The 17,382-nt window shown below is 67.9% G+C and carries 15 protein-coding genes and 1 pseudogene; 6 read left to right on the top strand and 10 right to left on the bottom strand.

Annotation, left to right across the window (positions count from 1 at the left end; all coding sequences use genetic code 11):
• Positions 1–247: 247 nt before the first annotated feature.
• Positions 248–1,195: a TorF family putative porin gene (locus tag AX692_RS15925; protein WP_081095395.1), complete on the top strand. Its 948-nt coding sequence runs from the start codon at positions 248–250 to the stop codon at positions 1,193–1,195.
• 134 nt (positions 1,196–1,329) lie between these two features.
• Complete coding sequence (locus AX692_RS15920; protein WP_073975430.1) at positions 1,330–3,609, top strand: penicillin acylase family protein; 2,280 nt, start codon at positions 1,330–1,332, stop codon at positions 3,607–3,609.
• Positions 3,610–3,723: 114 nt separating this feature from the next.
• Here the strand turns inward: AX692_RS15920 and AX692_RS15915 are convergent, their stop codons facing one another.
• The 4 genes from AX692_RS15915 to AX692_RS19825 form a co-directional block, all read right to left on the bottom strand.
• The gene (locus AX692_RS15915) at positions 3,724–3,996 is read right to left on the bottom strand and encodes a hypothetical protein (RefSeq protein WP_155644839.1); all 273 of its coding nucleotides are present in this window, start codon (positions 3,994–3,996) and stop codon (positions 3,724–3,726) included.
• Positions 3,997–4,070: 74 nt separating this feature from the next.
• Entirely contained in the window at positions 4,071–4,400 is a 330-nt protein-coding gene (locus AX692_RS15910; protein WP_073975422.1) for a DUF6481 family protein, read from the bottom strand.
• 19 nt (positions 4,401–4,419) lie between these two features.
• Positions 4,420–4,617 carry a hypothetical protein gene (locus AX692_RS15905; protein ID WP_073975421.1) on the bottom strand — a complete coding sequence of 66 codons (198 nt, stop codon included), beginning with the start codon at positions 4,615–4,617 and terminating at the stop codon, positions 4,420–4,422.
• Positions 4,618–4,670: 53 nt separating this feature from the next.
• A complete protein-coding gene (locus AX692_RS19825) occupies positions 4,671–4,823 on the bottom strand; it encodes a hypothetical protein (protein WP_155644838.1) in 153 nt (50 codons plus the stop codon).
• 407 nt (positions 4,824–5,230) lie between these two features.
• Between AX692_RS19825 and AX692_RS15900 the strand changes: the two genes are divergently transcribed.
• The gene (locus AX692_RS15900) at positions 5,231–6,025 is read left to right on the top strand and encodes a hypothetical protein (protein ID WP_155644837.1); all 795 of its coding nucleotides are present in this window, start codon (positions 5,231–5,233) and stop codon (positions 6,023–6,025) included.
• Here the strand turns inward: AX692_RS15900 and AX692_RS15895 are convergent.
• The 4 genes from AX692_RS15895 to AX692_RS15880 all read right to left on the bottom strand — a co-directional run bounded on the left by AX692_RS15895 (position 6,022) and on the right by AX692_RS15880 (position 11,437).
• Positions 6,022–7,884, bottom strand: coding sequence for an ABC-F family ATP-binding cassette domain-containing protein (locus tag AX692_RS15895; RefSeq protein ID WP_073975419.1), 1,863 nt, complete (start codon positions 7,882–7,884; stop codon positions 6,022–6,024). The genes AX692_RS15900 and AX692_RS15895 overlap by 4 nt on opposite strands.
• 56 nt (positions 7,885–7,940) lie before the next feature.
• Positions 7,941–8,990, bottom strand: coding sequence for a fatty acid desaturase (locus tag AX692_RS15890; RefSeq protein ID WP_073975429.1), 1,050 nt, complete (start codon positions 8,988–8,990; stop codon positions 7,941–7,943).
• Between the two features lie 387 nt (positions 8,991–9,377).
• On the bottom strand, positions 9,378–10,733 hold the full coding sequence (locus AX692_RS15885) for a sensor histidine kinase (protein WP_073975418.1): 1,356 nt from the start codon (positions 10,731–10,733) through the stop codon (positions 9,378–9,380).
• A complete protein-coding gene (locus AX692_RS15880; RefSeq protein WP_073975417.1) occupies positions 10,730–11,437 on the bottom strand; it encodes a winged helix-turn-helix domain-containing protein in 708 nt (235 codons plus the stop codon). Before AX692_RS15880 ends, AX692_RS15885 begins: the two co-directional genes overlap by 4 nt.
• Before the next feature lie 135 nt (positions 11,438–11,572).
• On the opposite strand from AX692_RS15880, the gene AX692_RS15875 reads away from it, so the two are divergent.
• The 3 genes from AX692_RS15875 to AX692_RS15865 all read left to right on the top strand — a co-directional run bounded on the left by AX692_RS15875 (position 11,573) and on the right by AX692_RS15865 (position 15,143).
• Entirely contained in the window at positions 11,573–11,992 is a 420-nt protein-coding gene (locus tag AX692_RS15875) for a hypothetical protein (RefSeq protein ID WP_155644836.1), read from the top strand.
• Between the two features lie 74 nt (positions 11,993–12,066).
• Positions 12,067–13,554 (top strand): hypothetical protein, encoded by a 1,488-nt coding sequence (locus AX692_RS15870; protein WP_155644835.1) that lies wholly within the window; start codon positions 12,067–12,069, stop codon positions 13,552–13,554.
• Positions 13,551–15,143 carry a hypothetical protein gene (locus AX692_RS15865; protein WP_073975414.1) on the top strand — a complete coding sequence of 531 codons (1,593 nt, stop codon included), beginning with the start codon at positions 13,551–13,553 and terminating at the stop codon, positions 15,141–15,143. The genes AX692_RS15870 and AX692_RS15865 overlap by 4 nt, the downstream gene beginning before the upstream one ends.
• 243 nt (positions 15,144–15,386) lie before the next feature.
• Here the strand turns inward: AX692_RS15865 and AX692_RS15860 are convergent, their stop codons facing one another.
• A complete protein-coding gene (locus AX692_RS15860) occupies positions 15,387–16,766 on the bottom strand; it encodes an amidohydrolase family protein (protein WP_196489930.1) in 1,380 nt (459 codons plus the stop codon).
• Between the two features lie 5 nt (positions 16,767–16,771).
• A pseudogene (locus AX692_RS19820) lies at positions 16,772–17,382 on the bottom strand (sodium-dependent transporter); the annotation flags it as partial.

Here is a 17,382-nt window from a genome sequence, read left to right as displayed (position 1 = left end):
CGCGCGGGCGGTGGTTGCATGACGTATCGACCACCCCCCGGATGCGCCGCTAGGACATGGCCGCAAACTGTTGCAGATAAGTCACGCAACAACCTAATACGAAACAGCCTCTCCACATAACCTTTGTGCGCAGGTGCAGCATGGAGGAATATGACGGCGACGTGACGGGAACCCGATTCTTCGGATAAAATCTCCTGCACGGCCCGCGCAGATGGAACGATCCAAACCTCTCTATGGAGCGTTCCTTATGTCCATTCGTTTCGCATCAGCCGCCTCGGCTGTCGCACTCGCCGCATGCCTTGCAAGCCCGGCCTTCGCCGGCGAGGCAGTCGCGGCAACCACCGGCCCGGCCGCTGACACCGAAACCGAAATCACCGTCTCCGAAACCGCCGCCCTGACCCCGGCGATTGCGCCGATCGCGATCGCGGACGCCTTGGGCCAGGAGGAAGACACCCCCGCCATAACCGTTTCGGGCTCGGCCACGCTCGCCTCGGACTACCGCTTCCGCGGCGTCTCGCAATCGGACGAGGGCTTCGCGGTGCAGGGCGGGTTCACCATCAGCCACGAGAGCGGCCTCTACGCCGGCGCCTGGGGCTCGAACCTCGCGGGCTGGGGCACCTTCGGCGGGGCCAACATGGAGCTCGACCTCTATGCCGGCTTCAAGCTCCCGGTGGGCGAGGGCACGCTCGATGCGGGCCTGACCTGGTACATGTATCCGAGCGGTGCCGACACCACCGACTTCGCCGAATTCTACGCCAAGCTCGGCGGCACCCTCGGCCCGGTCGGGCTGACCGCCACCGTCGCCTACGCGCCGTCGCAGGAAGCGCTCGGCAATGCCTTCCCGGTCGGCCTGCCCGCCGATCCGGGCGACAAGGAGGACAACCTCTACCTCGCCGGCGACGCGACCTATGGCATCCCGGACGTGCCGGTGACGCTCAAGGCCCACATCGGCTATTCGGACGGCAACCCCGGTCTCGGCCCCAACGGCACCAGCGTCGCGCCGACCGGCACCTATTTCGACTGGCTGCTCGGCATCGACGTGGTGCCGATCTCCGGCCTGACGCTCTCGGCCGCCTATGTCGACACCGACATCTCCGAGTCCGAAGCCGACCTGATCCGCCCGAACTTCGCTACGCTCGACGGCGATTCGATTTCGGATGCGACCGTGGTGTTCTCGATCACCGCCTCGTTCTGATCGGGCACCGAAAGCCACGCGAGGGCGCCCTGCCGGATGCGGCAGGGCGCCCTTTCCTTTTGCGTGTTCCCTTTTGCGCGGTGCCCCGATAGGTCTCTCGGCCGAACCGTCAAACGGGTCACGGGAGAGGGATGATGAAGCGGATTTCGGCTCTAGCGGCGGCGGCGGCGGTGCTGGCAACGGTGCCGGCGAGCGAGGCTCTGGCAGGCAAGCGCTACGCCGCGACCATCACCCGCACCACCTACGGCATCCCCCATATCGAGGCGCGCGACTGGCGCGGCGTGGGCTACGGGGTCGCCTATGCCTATGCCGAGGACAACCTGTGCCTGCTGGCCGAGGAATTCGCCACGGTGGCAGGCGAGCGCTCGCGCTTCTGGGGCCCCGAGGCCAAGGCGGTGCTCGGCTTCGAGGAGGTCGACAACCTCTCCTCCGACGTGTTCTTCCGCGCGGTGCTCGATCTGCCCGCCCTGCGCGAGGGTGCCAAGGCGCTCCCTCCGCGCGTGCAAGATCTGCTGGCGGGCTATGTCGCCGGCTACAATCGCTTCCTGCGCGACGCGGGTGCCGACGGAATCCCCGCCGAATGCCGCGGCAAGCCCTGGGTGCGCGCCATCACCGCCGACGACATGCTGCGCCTCAACGAGAAGCAGATGCTGCTGGCAAGCTCGCTGAACCTTGCCGCCGCGATCGCCAATGCCGCACCCCCGGGCAGCCTCGCGCCCAAGGTTGCCATCGCCCTTCCCGACGCAAGGGAGCTCGGCATCGGCAGCAACGGCTGGGCCTTCGGGAGCGAGGCGACCGCGAACGGGCGCGGGATGGTGATCGGCAACCCGCACTTCCCGTGGAAGGGCCCCGCGCGCTTCTGGCAGATGCATGTGAAGGGCCCCGGCGGCTACGAGGTGATGGGCGTCGGCCTCGCCGGCACCCCGATGCCGACATTGGGCTTCAACAAGGACGTCGCCTGGACGCACACCGTCACCGAGGCGCGGCACTTCACGCTCTACCAGCTCGCGCTCGATCCGGCCGATCCCACCCGCTACATGGTCGACGGCAAGAGCGAGGCGATGACCCCGCAGACCGTCACCGTGCCCATGCCCGAAGGCGAGGCGCCGGTCACCCGCACGCTCTACAGCACCCGCTGGGGCCCGGTCTTCGTGGTGCCCGCGCGCGGGATCACCTGGAGCGCGCAGAGCGCCTTCGCGCTGAAGGACGCCAACCGCGGCAACCAGCGCGGGATCGAGACCTGGCTGCGCATCGGCGAGGCGAGGAACGTCGGCGAGGTCGAGGCTGCGGTCAGCGAGACGCTCGGCATCCCCTGGGTCAACACCATCGCCGCCGACCGCTATGGCGATGCGCTCCACGCCGATGTGACGGCAGTGCCCAATGTCTCGGCCGAGAAGGCCAAGGCCTGCGCCACGCCGATCGCGGGCCTGTTCGCCGAATTTGCGATCCTGCTCGATGGCAGCAAGGCCTCCTGCGACTGGGACGCGGCCCCCGGCACGCCCGTCCCCGGGCTGATGCCTGCGCGCGATCAGGCCGCGACCACGGTCAGGAGCTGGCTGACCAATTCGAACGATTCCTACTGGATCAGCAACCCCGCGATCCCCCACCCCCAGCTCTCGCCGATCCTCGGAAGATATGCGACCGCGCGCAGCCTTCGCACGCGGTCGAACTTCATCGAGACCGCTGCCTTGCTGGCGGGCGGCAAGATCGACCATGCGCGCGCGCAGGCCCATGCCTTCGCCAACAAGAGCCTGGCGGCGGACATGACGCTCGACGAGATCAAGGTGCTCTGCCTCACCACGCAAAACCTCGTCGCGGCGGCGGAACGGGGCTGTGTGGCCCTCACCCAATGGGATCGCCGGTTCGAGACATCGAGCCGCGGCGCGGCACTGTTCCGCGCCTTCTGGTTCAAGGCCGCGCGCCTCCCCGGCCTGTGGCAGGTGCCCTTCGATCCGGCCGATCCGGTGAACACGCCCCGCGCGCTCGCCATTGACGGGGCGAAGGGCGAAAAGCTGCTCGCCGCCCTCGCCGAGGCTGTGGTCGAACTCGACAAGGCGGCTATCCCGCTCGATGCGCCGTGGGGCAAGGTGCAGCACGTGATGGCGGGCAATGAGGCGATCCCGATCCACGGCGGCCCGGGCACGCTCGGCATCCTCAACATGCAGGAATCCGTGCCCACGCCGAATGGCCTCACCCCGCGCCACGGGACGAGCTATATCCAGATCGTCGGCTTTGACGATCAGGGGCCGGTGGCCGACGCGATCCTGAGCTACAGCCAGTCCACCAACCCCGCGAGCCCCCACGCCCACGACCAGACCCGCGCCTATGCAGCCAAGCAGTGGCACCGCCTGCCTTTCTCGGCCAAGGCAATCGCGGCCGAGACCATCGCCGCGCCCAGGCGCATCGCGGAGTAGGGCGAGGCAATATCGCGAAAGCGGCGGCGCGCATCAGCATCGGCCTCGCCCGCACGCTCGTGACCTATGCGCGCGGCACGGTGCGACGGGACGGGGCGACGACCGGGGGGCCTATCAGGTCTCGGTTCCCAGCGCCCCCGGCTTCGCGCCGATCGCCGCGCAAGCCGTGGAGCTGCGGTCGAATTTCACCCGCAGCGTGATCCTCCAGCGCAGCGCAACGCGGGAGTCCGGCATCGTCGTCACCGCTGCGCGCGCCATCACACGGCTCAACACCGCCAACGCCGAGATCTCCGCCTCGCTCGTCCGCGAGCAACTGGTGGCGCTTCCGAACGAGGGCCGCGACGTCGACGCGCCGCAGCTCGGCATTGTCGAGACGGTCACCGGCAACAACGAATTCCACCTCGCCCCGCTGCGGCTCGATCACCGGCTGACCGCCTGCGCTTGCCGGGCGCCGGAGGCGCTTACTTGCGGGCCTTGCGCGCGGCGTAGCGCGCATCGCGGGCCGCTTTCAGCTCGGCTTCGGTCTTCGCAGGCTGTTCGGCCTTGAGCTTTTCGGCCTTGGCCGCCGCCTTGCGCTCGTCAGCGAGCCGCTGCTTGTCCTCGCGGGCCTGACGCGCGGCGGCTGCCTTGGCGGCAGCGCGCGCCTCGCGCTCGGCAGCGCGAGCCGCACGCTCGGCGAGGTCGGCGGCATCCGGACGCGGCGCGGCCTTCAGCGCTGCCAGCGCCTTCTGCTTGGCCTGCTTCGAGGCTGCGGCGCGGTCCTGAAAGCTCGGGGCATTGTATCCGTTCATCGTGGAATCTCCTGACAGTCTATCGGGCGGCCGCGGCGAGATGCGCCGCATTCCACGCGCAGGCGGCTGCCGCGCCCAGTTCATGCTGGAACGCGCTGATCCGCCCGGCGATGCGCGAGGCCTTGGCGAGCTGGTCGCGCCGCTGGTCGGCCGATCCGGCGCTGCTGGCCCGCATCAGCGCGGATTGGTGCGCGGCGTATTCGTGGTTGATGTCCATGTCCGGACTCCCTGCTGGGGGACGATGTCCCGCGTGTTCGTGTGGTGCCTGCATCAATCGACCATCGCCGCGACCATGCCGCGCAGGTCGCGGGCGGTGAGGAAGGCGTAGGGTTGCTGCGGCGCATCGTGGCGGCGGGATTGCGGCATTGCGGCGCGGATCGCCTTGGCGCGATCGATCAATGCGCCGGTCGTGATGAAGTTCATGAAGTCTTTCGCAAATAACTGGATTGCGCAGCCGGGCCTGTCCCGCTGCGAGGCCATGCTGCATGAAAGGGAAAATGTGGCCGCAGGTCGCGGTTTCATCGCAGCCCGGACTTGTCCGCCAGGCGCAAGAACGCCGCAAGGGCGCCGATCAAATTCCGTCGCAAGCGACGTGAAGCAATTTTTATCTAGCCCATTGTTCTAAAATTTCAAGTTAATTCGGTCACGCGCCTCATCGGGAGTTCTGGCCACACCCCGGCTCGGCGGGCTAGAAGCGAGCATCTTGAGGGGTTTGGGAAACGAGCATGGCTGGCACGGCAATCAATTTTCAATTCGCCCGTGCCCGCTGCCTTCTGGGCGCGACCGGCGCCCTGATACTCAGCCAAACAGCCCTTGCGGCGTCAGACAAGGTGGAATCCTTGCCGCCCGAGTGGCGGATGGAAAGCGACGAGGATTATTCCTTTTACGCCGACTATGCCCCGCCGCCGCCGGTCAAGGGGCTGGTCGTCCACGGCTATGTCGCGGATGACAGCATCGTCGGGGAAGACGGCACGGTTACCGTCACCTCGCCCGAAGCTTGCCCCGCCCCGGTCACCTTCAGGCCTGCGCGCAGCATTCCTCCGGCTTTTCCCGAGCGAACCACGGGCGAATACTGGTTCTACCGCTCGGGCGATCAGGCGCTCTATCTATCACGCAAATGGGAATACGCGGTCGACGGCGCCTGTCAGGGCGTGACGCGGGAAGTCAGCCGGATCGTCCGGATTGTCTGGTTCAACGGGACCGCCACCTTCATCGGGGAGCGTGACGGGGGCGCTACCGACCTGTCGACCGAAAAGATCAAGGACAACGAGACCTACCCGATCCCGAGCTGGCTGGTGAAGATTGACGATGCAGACCTGCGGGAGAACCAGCAAAGCCGCCTTGTCAGGCAATCGCCCTCGCGCATGACGCGGGGGCGCGACGAGGGCACCGGGGTCATGCGGACCTGCGTCGACCTCTCCGAAGCCTTCATCTTTGCGACCGAGTGCTATTACTCCGGCACCGGGCCGTGGCGCGGCTATCTGCTGTCGGCAGATGCGCAGGACGACGCGGGCGGGAATTATTCCGAGGCGGGAACCGTCAGCTTCGACCCCGCGGCCCGCATCGACGGGCGGCTGTTCGAATGGGACCGGGCCATCGCGCGGAGCGACGGAGACGCGCGCTAGGCCTGCTCCAGCTCCTCCAGCACCGCTCCTGCCGCCAGCCATGCCTCTTCGGCCTCAGCCAGCGCATCGCCCGCCTTGGCGCGCGCCGTGAGCAAGTCCTGCAGCTTGGCGCCGCCCTGCCCGCCGCTGCTCGCGGCCACGATCTGCGCGTCGAGCCGCTCGACTTCGGCCGCGGCGCGGGCCAGCGCCTTCTCGGCCTTGTCGAGTTGCGACTGGGCATAGCGCGTCTCGGCCATTGGCCTCGCAGCGGGCGGTTTCACGCCTGCGCCGGTGCCCTTCACCCCCTCGCCCTTCGGCTTCCGGCCGAGGATGAAGTCGATATAATCATCCATGCTGCCTTCATATTCGCGCGCCGTCCCGCCATCGACGAGGAACAGGCGATCCGCCGTCAACTCGACCATGTGGCGATCGTGGCTGATCAGGATCACCGCCCCGGCATAGCCGTTCAAGGCCTGCACCAGCGCCTCGCGCGCGTCGACATCCAAGTGGTTGGTCGGCTCGTCGAGGATCAGCAGATGCGGCGCATCGCGGGTGATCAGCGCCAGCGCGAGGCGCGCGCGCTCGCCGCCCGAGAGCTTGTCGACCCGCTGCGTCGCGCGCGGGCCTGAGAAGCCGAAGCGGCCCAGCTGGGCGCGCACCGCGGCAGGGGACTGGCCCTCCATCGCGCGGTTCATGAGATCGAGCGGGGTGTCCTCGCCCGCCAGCTCCTCGACCTGGTATTGGGTGAAATAGCCGACCTTCAATTTGCCCGGCGCATTGACCGCGCCCTCTGCGGGCACCAGCTGCGCCGCCAGCAGCCGTGCGAGCGTGGTCTTGCCGTTGCCGTTGCGGCCCAAGAGCGCGATGCGGTCATCGGCCTCGATGCGGAAATTGAGCCGCTTGAGGATCGGCGGGGCAGCGCCATAGCCGACCGCCGCCTGCTCGAGCGTGACCATCGGCGATTTCATCGCGGCCGGATTGGGGAAGTCGAAGCTCAGGCTCGGGTCTTCCATCAGCGCGGCGATGGGCTGCATCTTGGCGAGCATCTTGGCGCGCGACTGCGCCTGCTTGGCGGTCGAGGCGCGGGCGGAATTGCGCGCGACATAATCCCTGAGCCGCGCCGCCTGCGCCTCCTGCGAGGCCTTGGCGGCGGCGAGCTGCGCGGCGCGCTCGGCCCGCTGCTTCTCGAAGGCATCATAGCCGCCCGGGTAGAGCGTCAGCTGCCCGCCTTGCAGGTGCAGGATGTGGTCGACCACCTTGTTGAGCAGGTCGCGCTCGTGGCTGATCACCAGCAGCGTTGCGGGATAGGACTTGAGGAAGTTCTCCAGCCACAGCGTCGCCTCGAGGTCGAGGTGGTTCGAAGGCTCGTCGAGCAGCAGGATGTCGGGCTCGGAAAACAGCAGTGCGCCGAGGGCAATGCGCATCTTCCATCCGCCCGAGAAGCTGTCGACAGGGCGCTGCTGCATCTCCTCGTCGAAGCCAAGGCCATTGAGGATCTTGGCCGCACGCGCCGGGGCGGAGTAGGCGTCGATCGCGAGCAGGCGCTCGTGCACGTCGCCCATGCGGTCCATGTCGGTGCAGGTTTCCAGCTCCGCCAGCAGCGCGGCACGCTCGGTGGCCGAGGCGAGGACGACCTCCTCCGGGGTCATGCTGCCGCTCGGGGCTTCTTGGGCGATGTAGCCGATGCGCGCGCGGGCGGGCTTGGAGATCTCGCCGTCGTCAGGCTCGATCTCGCCGATCAGCGCCTTCATCAGCGTCGACTTGCCCGCGCCGTTGCGCCCGATCAGGCCGACGCGCGCGCCCACCGGCACGGTCGCGCTGGCACGCTCGAGGATGGCCCGGCCGCCGAGCCGCACGGTGAGGTTGTCGATGGTCAGCATGGGCGCGCCTGTAACAGGCTATCCCCGAGGCCCCAAAGGAATTCCCAGACCGCCTGCTAGGTCCGCAACCGGGCAGCCTCGCGGAAGGAGACGAGCCGGCGACCGTCCTCGTCCCACAGCGCCAGCACGAGCGGCCGGAAGGTCTGCGGCACTGTCAGACGATTGACCTCGCGCAGCTGCGGAAAGGCCTTGAGCACGCTCGGCAGACGGTAGAACGGAATGCGGCTCGCGAGGTGGTGCACGTGGTGCATCCCGATATTGCCGGTGAACCAGCGCAGCGGCTGCGGCAGATCGAGGTGCGAGCTGCCCTTGAGCGCCGCCTCGTGGAACGACCAGTCCGCGCGCCGATCCCAGTGGGCCTCTTCGAACTGGTGCTGGACGTAGAACAGCCAGACGCCCGCCGTTGCCGCGACCAGCACGGTGGGGATGAAGACCAGCAGCGTCGTGCCGATCCCGAAGGCGGCCATCAGCGCGGCGAGGAAGCCGGCGGTCGCAAGGTTGGTGGCGAGCGCGCTGACCCAGTATTGGGCACCCTCGCGCATCAGCCCGATCGGCAGGCGGTGGCGCAGCAGGAACAGGTAGGCCGGGCCAATGCCCAGCATCACCACCGGGTGGCGGTAGACGCGATAGAACTGGCGCCCGAGCCAGCTGCGCGCGCGGAACTCGCGCACCGTCAGCGTGTCGACATCGCCGAACCCGCGCGAATCGAGATTGCCGGTCGAGGCATGGTGCAGCGTGTGCGAGCGCCGCCAGCAATCATAGGGGGTGAAGGTCAGGATACCCAGCGCGCGGCCGAGCCGGTCGTTGCTCGAACGCTTGTGGAGGAAGGCGCCGTGGCCGCAATCGTGCTGGATGATGAAGATCCGCAAGAGCAGCAGCCCCGCCAGCGGAACCAGCGCCAGCGCGGCGAAGTAGCCTGCGCCGGTCGCCCACAGCATCGCCAGCAGCAGGCCGAAGAACGGGACGAGCGTGATCGCCAGCTCCCACACGCTGCGCCCGGCGTGCACTTTCATGAAGGGTCTGAGCTGGGAGGCGAGCTGCCGGAGCTCGGGCAAGGCAGCCTGTGCGCCGACAGGCCGCCGCTCGGTCGTCAATTCGGTGGTCAAGGTGATGTATTTTCCGGTTGAAGTCGCTTCAGCATCCAAGCTTTGGCGCAAAGTGCAAGCTTTCTCGTGCCTGGTCATCAATGCCGACAGCCGGCACCGCGCGGCAGCGGTCGAAGGGGAGCCACAGCCTAGCGCCGCGCCCGCCCCTAGCAGGGATAGGCGATGGCGGAAACCGGCGACTGATCCATTCCGGAAAGGGGAAGCGGACGCGTCCGGGCTCCCGGGGGGTGAAGGGAACCCCGGAACCTGTGCATTTGACTGATCCTAAACAATGCTACTGATGGCTTATGGCCAGTGACCGCCTTTGCCAAAAATGGCCCCGCTCTCACGCCGACACTGCCCAAGCGAAGATATCTCCGGTGCAATCCCGCCTGAAGGGCCGACCAATCAGCACAGCAACACCTCGAGCCGTGCGATCATGCCGCCGCCGGGTCGGTCGAGCAACGCGAACTGGCCTCGCGAACGGACCGCGATCCGCTGCACGATGGCAAGGCCGAGCCCGGAACCGGGAAGGTTGCTGGCCGCGGCGTCCTTGCCGCGGACGAAGGGCTTGACGAGTTCGGCGCGGTTCTGGCCCGCGAGGCCGGGTCCGCGGTCCATCACATCGAAGCGGCACTGCCGATCATCGCAGGTGACGGACAGCTCCGCTCCGCCTGCGTGGGCGACGCCATTCTCGATCAGGTTCTGCAGGGCCCGGAACAGTTCGGGACCGTCACAGGCAAGCTGGATATCGGGCGGCGGGTCGGCCCGCACCGGCAGATCGGGATAGGCATGGCGCAGCTCGTGCAGCAACTCGGCAAGCGTCACCGCGTCGCCAGGTGCAGGCATTCGCGCTTCAAGCCGGGCAAACACCAGCGCATCCTCGACGATGGCGTTCATCCTGGAAAGGTCGCGCTCCGCCCCTTCGCGCGTCGCCTCGTCCGCGATCCCCGCGATGCGCAACGAAAGCCGCGTCAGGCCGGTGCGCAGATCATGCGACAGCGCGCCGAACATCACCTCGCGTTCGGTGATGAAGGTGGAGATCTCCTCCTGCATCCGGTTGACCGCATCGATGATCCGGCGGGTTTCCTCGGGCCCCTTGGCAGGCACCTGCTGGGGAACGGGATGGGCCGAGAAGCGATCCAGGGCGGCAGCAAGCCCGCCGAGGGGGGCAAGACTGCGCCAAAGAATCCAAAGCGACAGGAGGGCAAGGGTCACGCCGAACAGCCCGGCCCACAATCCGGGGGGAAAACCGAACACCTTCTGGGCGAGATTGCCGCGAGTCTCGATCAGCAGCCATTCGCCGGTTTGCAACTCCACGGCCATCCGCAGCGGATGGCGGCTCCACAGCCTGCCAGGTCCATGGCGCAGCGCGATGGCCTCCGCCGGATCGTCGGGTGCGATCCAGACGATCACCTCGCGCTTTCCCAGCGTGCCGAGATAGGCTTCGAGCACCGCTGTCATGCCCGGCATCACCTCGCTTGCATCCGCCTCGGGCAAGGCAGCCCGGCCCGGCAGGATCGCGGCATCGAGCGTCCCGTCGCCGAAGGCCCGGACAATCTCCGGGCGAAGCGCGGGTTCGGACTCTTCGATGACGGCTACCAGAGCCCTCAGGCGTTCCGGACCGGGAAATGCGAAACCGCGCGTGCCGTCGGTGGTGGCTTGGAGAAAGGCATAGGTCGCAAGACCCAGCTGGACCACGGCCAGCAGACCCAGGATCAGCAGCAGGATGCGCAGCCGCGGCAGACCACCGGTCCGGATCATCGGCGAGGCTCCCGCAGCACGTAGCCGGCGTTGCGGACCGCCTCGATCAGCGAATCCCGTCCCGGCACATCGATCTTCTTGCGCAGGCGGCTGACGAGGACATCGATAGCGCGATCGAAAGGCGCCGCCTCGCGCCCGTGGATCGCATCGAGCAGGTAATCGCGCGACAGGATGCGCCCCTTCGCCCGGGCCAGGTGGATCAGCAGAGCGAATTCGGCGCCCGACAGGCTGACCTCCTCGCCTCCGGCACGGGTGACGCGCCGTGCTCCCTCATCGATCGTCAGCCCGGCAGCGTGCAGCACTTCGCCCGCTTCCTCGCCGCCCGATCGCGCCATCCGGCGCATGAGCGCGCGAAGCCGCGCGATCAGCTCGCGCGGATTGAACGGCTTGCCGAGATAGTCGTCGGCCCCGATTTCCAGCCCGATGATGCGGTCGATGTCCTCGCTGCGGGCGGTGAGCATCAGAATGGCGGGCGGAGAGGGCAGCGCGGCAAGGCGGCGGGCGATGCTGAGACCGTCCTCGCCCGGAAGATTGATGTCCAGCACCACCGCCAGCGGCATCCCGGCGGCCATCGCGCGGTCGAGATCCCCGGCATTGCCCACGCCGGAACACGTCCAGCTCTGCGCCGCGAGCAGGCTGACGAGCATCGACCTGATCTCGGTATCGTCCTCGACCACAATGATCTGATGCGGCTGCCCCTGCATCTGCCTCTCATCCTACGCCGCGCGCTGCACCGCAACGGCTGTAACGCTTCGTTACACGAAAGCCCTTCGGCGAAATCATGGCGTTACAGGAATATTTGAGACGAAGATCATGGCAACTTCGCATGGAGACGCAAGATGATACCCTCACGACAGATGATGCTGTCCGCCGCCGCGCTGCTGGCGACCGGATGGCTGGCCGCCCCCGTTGCTGCGCAGGAGCAGCCTCGCAGTGCCAGCACGGAGGTCACGACCGACCGCGGCACCGCGACAGTCACCCGCTCGAGCAGCGCAGGCGACGACGGGCGGTCGGGAACCGTCGCAATCCAAGGCGCGAACGGCAGGACGGCGACGCGCGATTTTGCGCGCCGCTATGTTCGCGGAGAGGGGGTGACGGCGCAGTCAACCCTCACCGGCGCCGATGGCCGCAGTCGCACCGCCGTGCGCGAAGCGGCCCGCGTCGGGCCCCGCACGATCGGGCGGAGCAGGCAGATCACCGGGCCGCGCGGCGAGACGCGCCCGCAGCGCCGGTGGGTGCGGGTCCGCTCCCCCCGCTGATCCGACCGCCTGTTCTCTCCGGGGCGGGACGCGCTGGTGGGGCGTCCCGCCCAACCTTACGAATGGATGATCGCATGAAGACGTTGCTATCGTTCGCCGCTTTGTTTGCCATGGTGCTGGCCGGCCCGCTGCAATCCCAGCCCTCCGAGCCAGCGGAGGCGGTGCCGGATAATCCCCATCTCGCCCGGTCGAGCTGGCCGTTGTTCCACCGCAACGCCTACGCCACCGCATCGGGAGACCTGCCCGCGCCGCGCCCCGGCGACCGGGTGCGGGTCACACGGCTCGACAATCCGGCTGACGGGACGTCGCCCTGGACCGTCTTCCCCGCACCCTATGCGGACGGGAGCCAGGCCGTGATCAGCAACACCCAGCACGGGGTCGTCAAGTTCCTGATGCAGGGGCCGATGTTCCGGCAGGTGAGCTATCTCGAGCTGCCGCGCGGCCGCTGGGATTTCGACTGGAACGTGGCGGCGCTGCGCAATGGCGAGATCGTCGTCACCAACATCTCCCGCAACGAGTTCGTGCTGCTGCGCGATGCTCGGCCCGATTGCCCCTCGTGCGAACTGGTGGTCGCCCGTACCATCACCGTGCCCAAGTCGGCGGGCGAGATCACGATCCACTTCTCGGTCAGCTATGACGGGCACATTCTCGTGCTGATGGAGGACAGCCGCATTGCCGCCATCTCGATCGCAACGGGACAGGTGGTCGCGGTCCATCCGCTCGGTGAAGGCGGCGCGGGCTATGCCTATCACAACGCCTTCGCGCACGACGAGACGGGGCGGATCTTCATCACCACCCAGAAGGCCCTGACCGCCCTCAGGTGGGACGGCCGGGCGTTCCGCACCGAATGGCAGGCGCCCTACGACTTCCGCGGGCCGGGCTGCAGCGAGCCGCGCCGCCAATCGCGCCTGCGCGAGCGACTGAAGACAATCCGCGGCCAGCGCTGCACCGGAACGGGCACGACGCCGACGCTGATGGGCGATGCCGAAAGCGGCCTGGTGGTGATGGTCGACGGTCACGCGCCCCGCAACAACCTCGTCGCCTTCTGGCGCGGCGCGATCCCGGCGGGCTGGCGCGGTATTCCCGGTCAGGACCGGCGGCTGGCGGGGCGGATCGCCCTGCCGCTGTCGACCCCGGAAGGCGAGGGCCATACCGCCGAGAACTCTCCCGCCGTGCTCGGCGATGCGGTGTTCGTGGCGCAATGGGCCGGCTTCAACCCCGATTGCACGCCGCCCAAGGGGGTGCAGCGGGTCGACTGGGACTGGGAGGCGCGCGCCTTCCGGCTGGTCTGGGCCAACCCCGAGGCCCATTTCAACGGCATCCCCACCGTCTCCTCGCGGACGGGGCTGGTCTACGGCACGGGCCGGGGCGAGGGGTGCGTCCATGCCTATCGCGGGCTGGACATCGCCACCGGGCGGATCATGCTCGACGTGCCGCTCGGCGAGGGCAAGGAGTGGACCGACCAGGGCAACCAGCAGGCGATCGCCGATGACGGGTCGATCGTGGTCGGCGTGCGCCAGGGCACGATGCGGCTCTTCGCCGATCGGAGTGCCGCGCGATGATCGCGCGTCGCAAGAACCTCGCCCTGCGCGGCGCGGCACTGGCGCTGTGCCTGGCGGCAGCATCCTGCGGCGGGGAAGACGGGGGTTCGGCGCCGCCCACCGGCGGCGGGTCGCCCTCTCCCTCGCCTTCCCCCACCGCCACACCGAGCCCGACACCCGCGCCCGCAGCCAGCCCCGCGCCGCGCAATCCCTTCCTTGCGGCATCGAATTGGCCGATCTTCCACGCCAACGCCTACGCCACGGCCTCGGCGAATACCGGGCCGGGGGCGGTTGAGACGGCCCAGGTGGTGGATGCCCTGACCCGCCCGCTCGCGCCCGCCTATGTCTCGCCGTGGACCGTGTTCGGGTCGCGCTATGCGGACGGATCGCAGCCGGTGCTGACCACGCCCAACAACGGCGTCGCCAAGTACCTGATTGCCAGCGACAGCTTGCGCACGGTCGACTTCCTCCCGCTTGAGCGCAATGTCACCGATTTTGACTGGGCCCTGCTCGTGCGTGCCAATGGCGATGCGGTTGTGACCGAAAGGCTCGGCAACAACATCGTGCTGGTCGGCGATGCTCGTCCCGGAGACCCGCTTTCGCCGCTCGCGGTCCGGCGCCGCATCGCGGTCGATCCGGCGGTTCACGGGCGCCTGCTCGCACATCATTCGCTGGCCTATGACGGGACGCTGATCGTGCGCACCGATGCGAACCGCCTGATCGCCGTCGATCTGGATGCGGGCAGGGTCATCGCCGGGTTCGATCTGCCGAGCGACAGCGGAGCCAGTTTCCAGAACTCCTTTCCAATCGACGAGACCGGTCGGATCTTCGTGGCCGCGCAGAACCTCGCGGTCGCGGTCGACTGGACCGGCAGCGTATTCCGCCTCGCCTGGCGCGCGCCTTACGACATGCGCGGGCCGGGCTGCGAGGATGTGCCGCCGGACCGATCGCGTGAGGAGGAGGCCCGGGCGGTCGCACTCGGACTGCCGTGCACCGGCACGGGCACCACGCCGACGCTCATCGGCTCGCCCGAAAGCGGCATCTTCGTGATCGTCGACGGGCACCAGCCGCGCAACAATCTCGTCGCCTTCTGGCGCGGCGAGCCGCCCGCGGACTGGACCCCGCTGCCCGATCCAGCGCGCCCGGGCCAGTTCCTCGACCGGCGCGTCGCCGGCGTGCTGGCGCTGCCCTACTCGACCCCCGACGGCGAGGGGTTCACCGCCCAGAACTCGCCGGCTGCGTTCGGCAATGCGGTCATCATCGCGCAATGGGCAGGGTTCAACCCCGATGCCACACCCCCGACCGGCGTGCAGCGGGTCGACTGGCTGCCGCAGCAGCGCCGATTGAGCCTCGTCTGGGCAAACCCCTCGATCCTGTTCAACGGCGTGCCTTCGATCGGGTGCTCGGCGGGCGTCTGCATGACCTATGGCGCGGGACGCTACGGGAGCCGATACGCCTACACCTCGCTCGATCTTGCCACCGGGGCCGAGACAGGGCGGGTCGATCTGGGCACCGACGACAGGGTGCTCGACCAGGGCAACGGCCACGCGATCGCGGATGACGGGTCGATCATCTTCGCGGGCAAGCGGACGCTGATCCGGGTGCGTTGACCAAGGCTGGCATTCCCGCGGTGCTTGGCGCGTGCACGCGCAAGGAGATGCACATAGCCGACCTCGGCGTAAAGCGACGCGGATAAGCGGCAGTGCTCCTTCAGAGCTGGGGATACATCGGCGATCGGCTCGACCGGCCTCCCGTCACGATCGCACATGATCAATCGGAAGACGTTTTCGGACATCTCAATCATTGCTGTCTCCGACTTGCCTGCTTGATCCCCTCGATCAAACGCATCACAGCTAATGGCCCGAGGCGAAGGCCTGGGTCATTGTGCGGCGCGCAGCGGCATCGAGCCACGCCCCGCGCAGCATCACGCCCTCGATCGTCCGGAGATTGCCCAGATCGACAAGGGGATTGTTGCGCACGAGCATCAAGTCCGCGCGCGCTCCTGGTACGATGGTGCCCCATTGTCCCGCCTGCCCGACCGCTACCGCCGCCTCGCGCGTCGCTGCCGCGATGGCCTCGCCGGGAGTGAAGCCCGCGTCGACGAATGCGGCCAGTTCGTGGTGAAGGGAGGCTCCGGGAACAAGATAGGGGCTGGGCGTGTCGGTTCCGGCCATGATCCGGGCTCCAGCCTTCCTGAGGGCGCCGAGCAGCAGCCGCCTGTTTTCGCGCCCCTGCTCCACAATAGCCCAGTCTTCCGGTTCCAATCGTGCCGCCATTCCCCGTGTCTGGCGCTGCCATTCCTCGAGAACGAATGCCGGAAGCCGGTGCATCTCGGGCTCGGATAACCAGCCCGCCTGTTGCTCGACGCTGCCGAGCCCGCGTTCCGCAACCACCATGGTCGGCGTCACCGACGTTTTCTCATCGGCGACCCGCTGCGCCAGCCCCGCCATACGGGACCGGTCGATCGGCTGTGCCAGATAGAGCTTCGACCAGTGAAAGCGGCCACGCACCGGGCTGTCGTCCGTCTCGAGCCAGCGGCCGAAGCTCGTAACATGCTCGATGCCCTGCGAGGTGAGGGCCTCGCCAAGGTTGATGCTGCGTGGCACATGCCCTGTCAGGGTCAGGCCATTGGCCTGCGCCTCCGAAAGGAGCGTGCGATAGGCTGCGGCCGAGAGATTGTCATAAACTTTGAGGAAGTCGTATCCTGCGGCAATCTGCGCCCGCGCCTGAACTGCGGCGCTGCGTTCGTCGGCGACCGCCAGATTTTCCGGGCGGAGCGGCGGGTCACCATCGAGGATGGGTCCGGCGGTGATTATGGTGGGGCCGATCAGGGCGCCCGACGCGACCCTCTCGCGCCAGTCGAGGATGAACGGGCGGCCATCCATGTTGCGTACGGTGGTCACGCCCTTCGCCACGAAAAGCTGGAGAATGCGCGGATCCTCGATGTGTTCGAGGTGGACATGCATGTCGGCGAGGCCAGGCAGGAGCCATTTGCCCCGGGCGTCGATAACCGTCGCCCCGGCAGGAATGCGTGTGGTCGCGCGTGGGCCGATGGCGGTGATGATCTCACCCGCGATAATCACCGTGCTGTCGGGTAGGACGGCGCTGTTCGTCGTCATCGGTGCCACGTTTGCACCGACTATGGCGATGGCAGGGCGTTGTTCGCCGAGAGTGCGGTTCTGGCTGGCCGTGCATGCGCCAAGCAGGCAGGTCAGCCAGATCAGGATATGCATGCGCATCATGCCGCAGCCCCCATGAGCGCGCTCACCAAAACCATCGCTACCGCCGCAGGAGCAATGTAGCGCACCAGTGCGCGCCATGCCCGGAGCCAGCGCGGGCCGAGGTCGATTTCGCCGCCGAGCGCGCGAAGCGGCATCGCCCAGCCGACGAACAATGCAATCGCAATGCCCCCAAGCGGCAGCAGGATGTCGCTGGTGAGGAGATTGAGCCAATCGAAGATGGTCCGCTCGTCGCCGGCAATCCTCACGTCGGACCAGACATTGAAGGAAAACACGCTGGCAAGACCAATGGCCCAGCACAAGAGGCCGAGCATCGTGGCGCAGCTGCTCCGCCGGAAGCCGCGTTCCACCATCGTCGCCACGATCGGCTCCAGCAGCGCCACGGCCGAGGTGACAGCGGCAATGCCCAGCAGGATGAAGAACAGGGCGCCGAACAGGTCCCCGCCCGGCATGCCGCCGAAGGCGACGGGCAGCGTCACGAACACCAGCCCCGGCCCGCCCGCCGGATCGAGCCCATGGGCAAAAACCAGCGGAAAGATCGCGAGGCCCGCCGCCAGCGCGCACAGCGTATCGAGCGCGGCGATGGTGATCGCGGTGCGCGGGATCGAGA

The sequence above is a fragment of the Erythrobacter donghaensis genome (genome assembly GCF_001557325.1).
GTDB classification, from domain to species: domain Bacteria; phylum Pseudomonadota; class Alphaproteobacteria; order Sphingomonadales; family Sphingomonadaceae; genus Erythrobacter; species Erythrobacter donghaensis_B.
The sequence above is the reverse complement of the archived record's forward strand: the minus strand, read 5'-3'. Positions and strand labels throughout refer to the sequence as shown.

Coding starts and splice junctions, on each gene's coding strand:
- AX692_RS15925 (WP_081095395.1), top strand. CDS start 248: ATGTCCATTCGTTTCGCATCAGCCGCCTCGGCTGTCGCACTCGCCGCA.
- AX692_RS15920 (WP_073975430.1), top strand. CDS start 1,330: ATGAAGCGGATTTCGGCTCTAGCGGCGGCGGCGGCGGTGCTGGCAACG.
- AX692_RS15910 (WP_073975422.1), bottom strand. CDS start 4,400: ATGAACGGATACAATGCCCCGAGCTTTCAGGACCGCGCCGCAGCCTCG.
- AX692_RS15905 (WP_073975421.1), bottom strand. CDS start 4,617: ATGGACATCAACCACGAATACGCCGCGCACCAATCCGCGCTGATGCGG.
- AX692_RS19825 (WP_155644838.1), bottom strand. CDS start 4,823: ATGAACTTCATCACGACCGGCGCATTGATCGATCGCGCCAAGGCGATC.
- AX692_RS15895 (WP_073975419.1), bottom strand. CDS start 7,884: ATGCTGACCATCGACAACCTCACCGTGCGGCTCGGCGGCCGGGCCATC.
- AX692_RS15885 (WP_073975418.1), bottom strand. CDS start 10,733: ATGATCCGGACCGGTGGTCTGCCGCGGCTGCGCATCCTGCTGCTGATC.
- AX692_RS15880 (WP_073975417.1), bottom strand. CDS start 11,437: ATGCAGGGGCAGCCGCATCAGATCATTGTGGTCGAGGACGATACCGAG.
- AX692_RS15875 (WP_155644836.1), top strand. CDS start 11,573: ATGATACCCTCACGACAGATGATGCTGTCCGCCGCCGCGCTGCTGGCG.
- AX692_RS15870 (WP_155644835.1), top strand. CDS start 12,067: ATGAAGACGTTGCTATCGTTCGCCGCTTTGTTTGCCATGGTGCTGGCC.
- AX692_RS15865 (WP_073975414.1), top strand. CDS start 13,551: ATGATCGCGCGTCGCAAGAACCTCGCCCTGCGCGGCGCGGCACTGGCG.
- AX692_RS15860 (WP_196489930.1), bottom strand. CDS start 16,766: ATGCATATCCTGATCTGGCTGACCTGCCTGCTTGGCGCATGCACGGCC.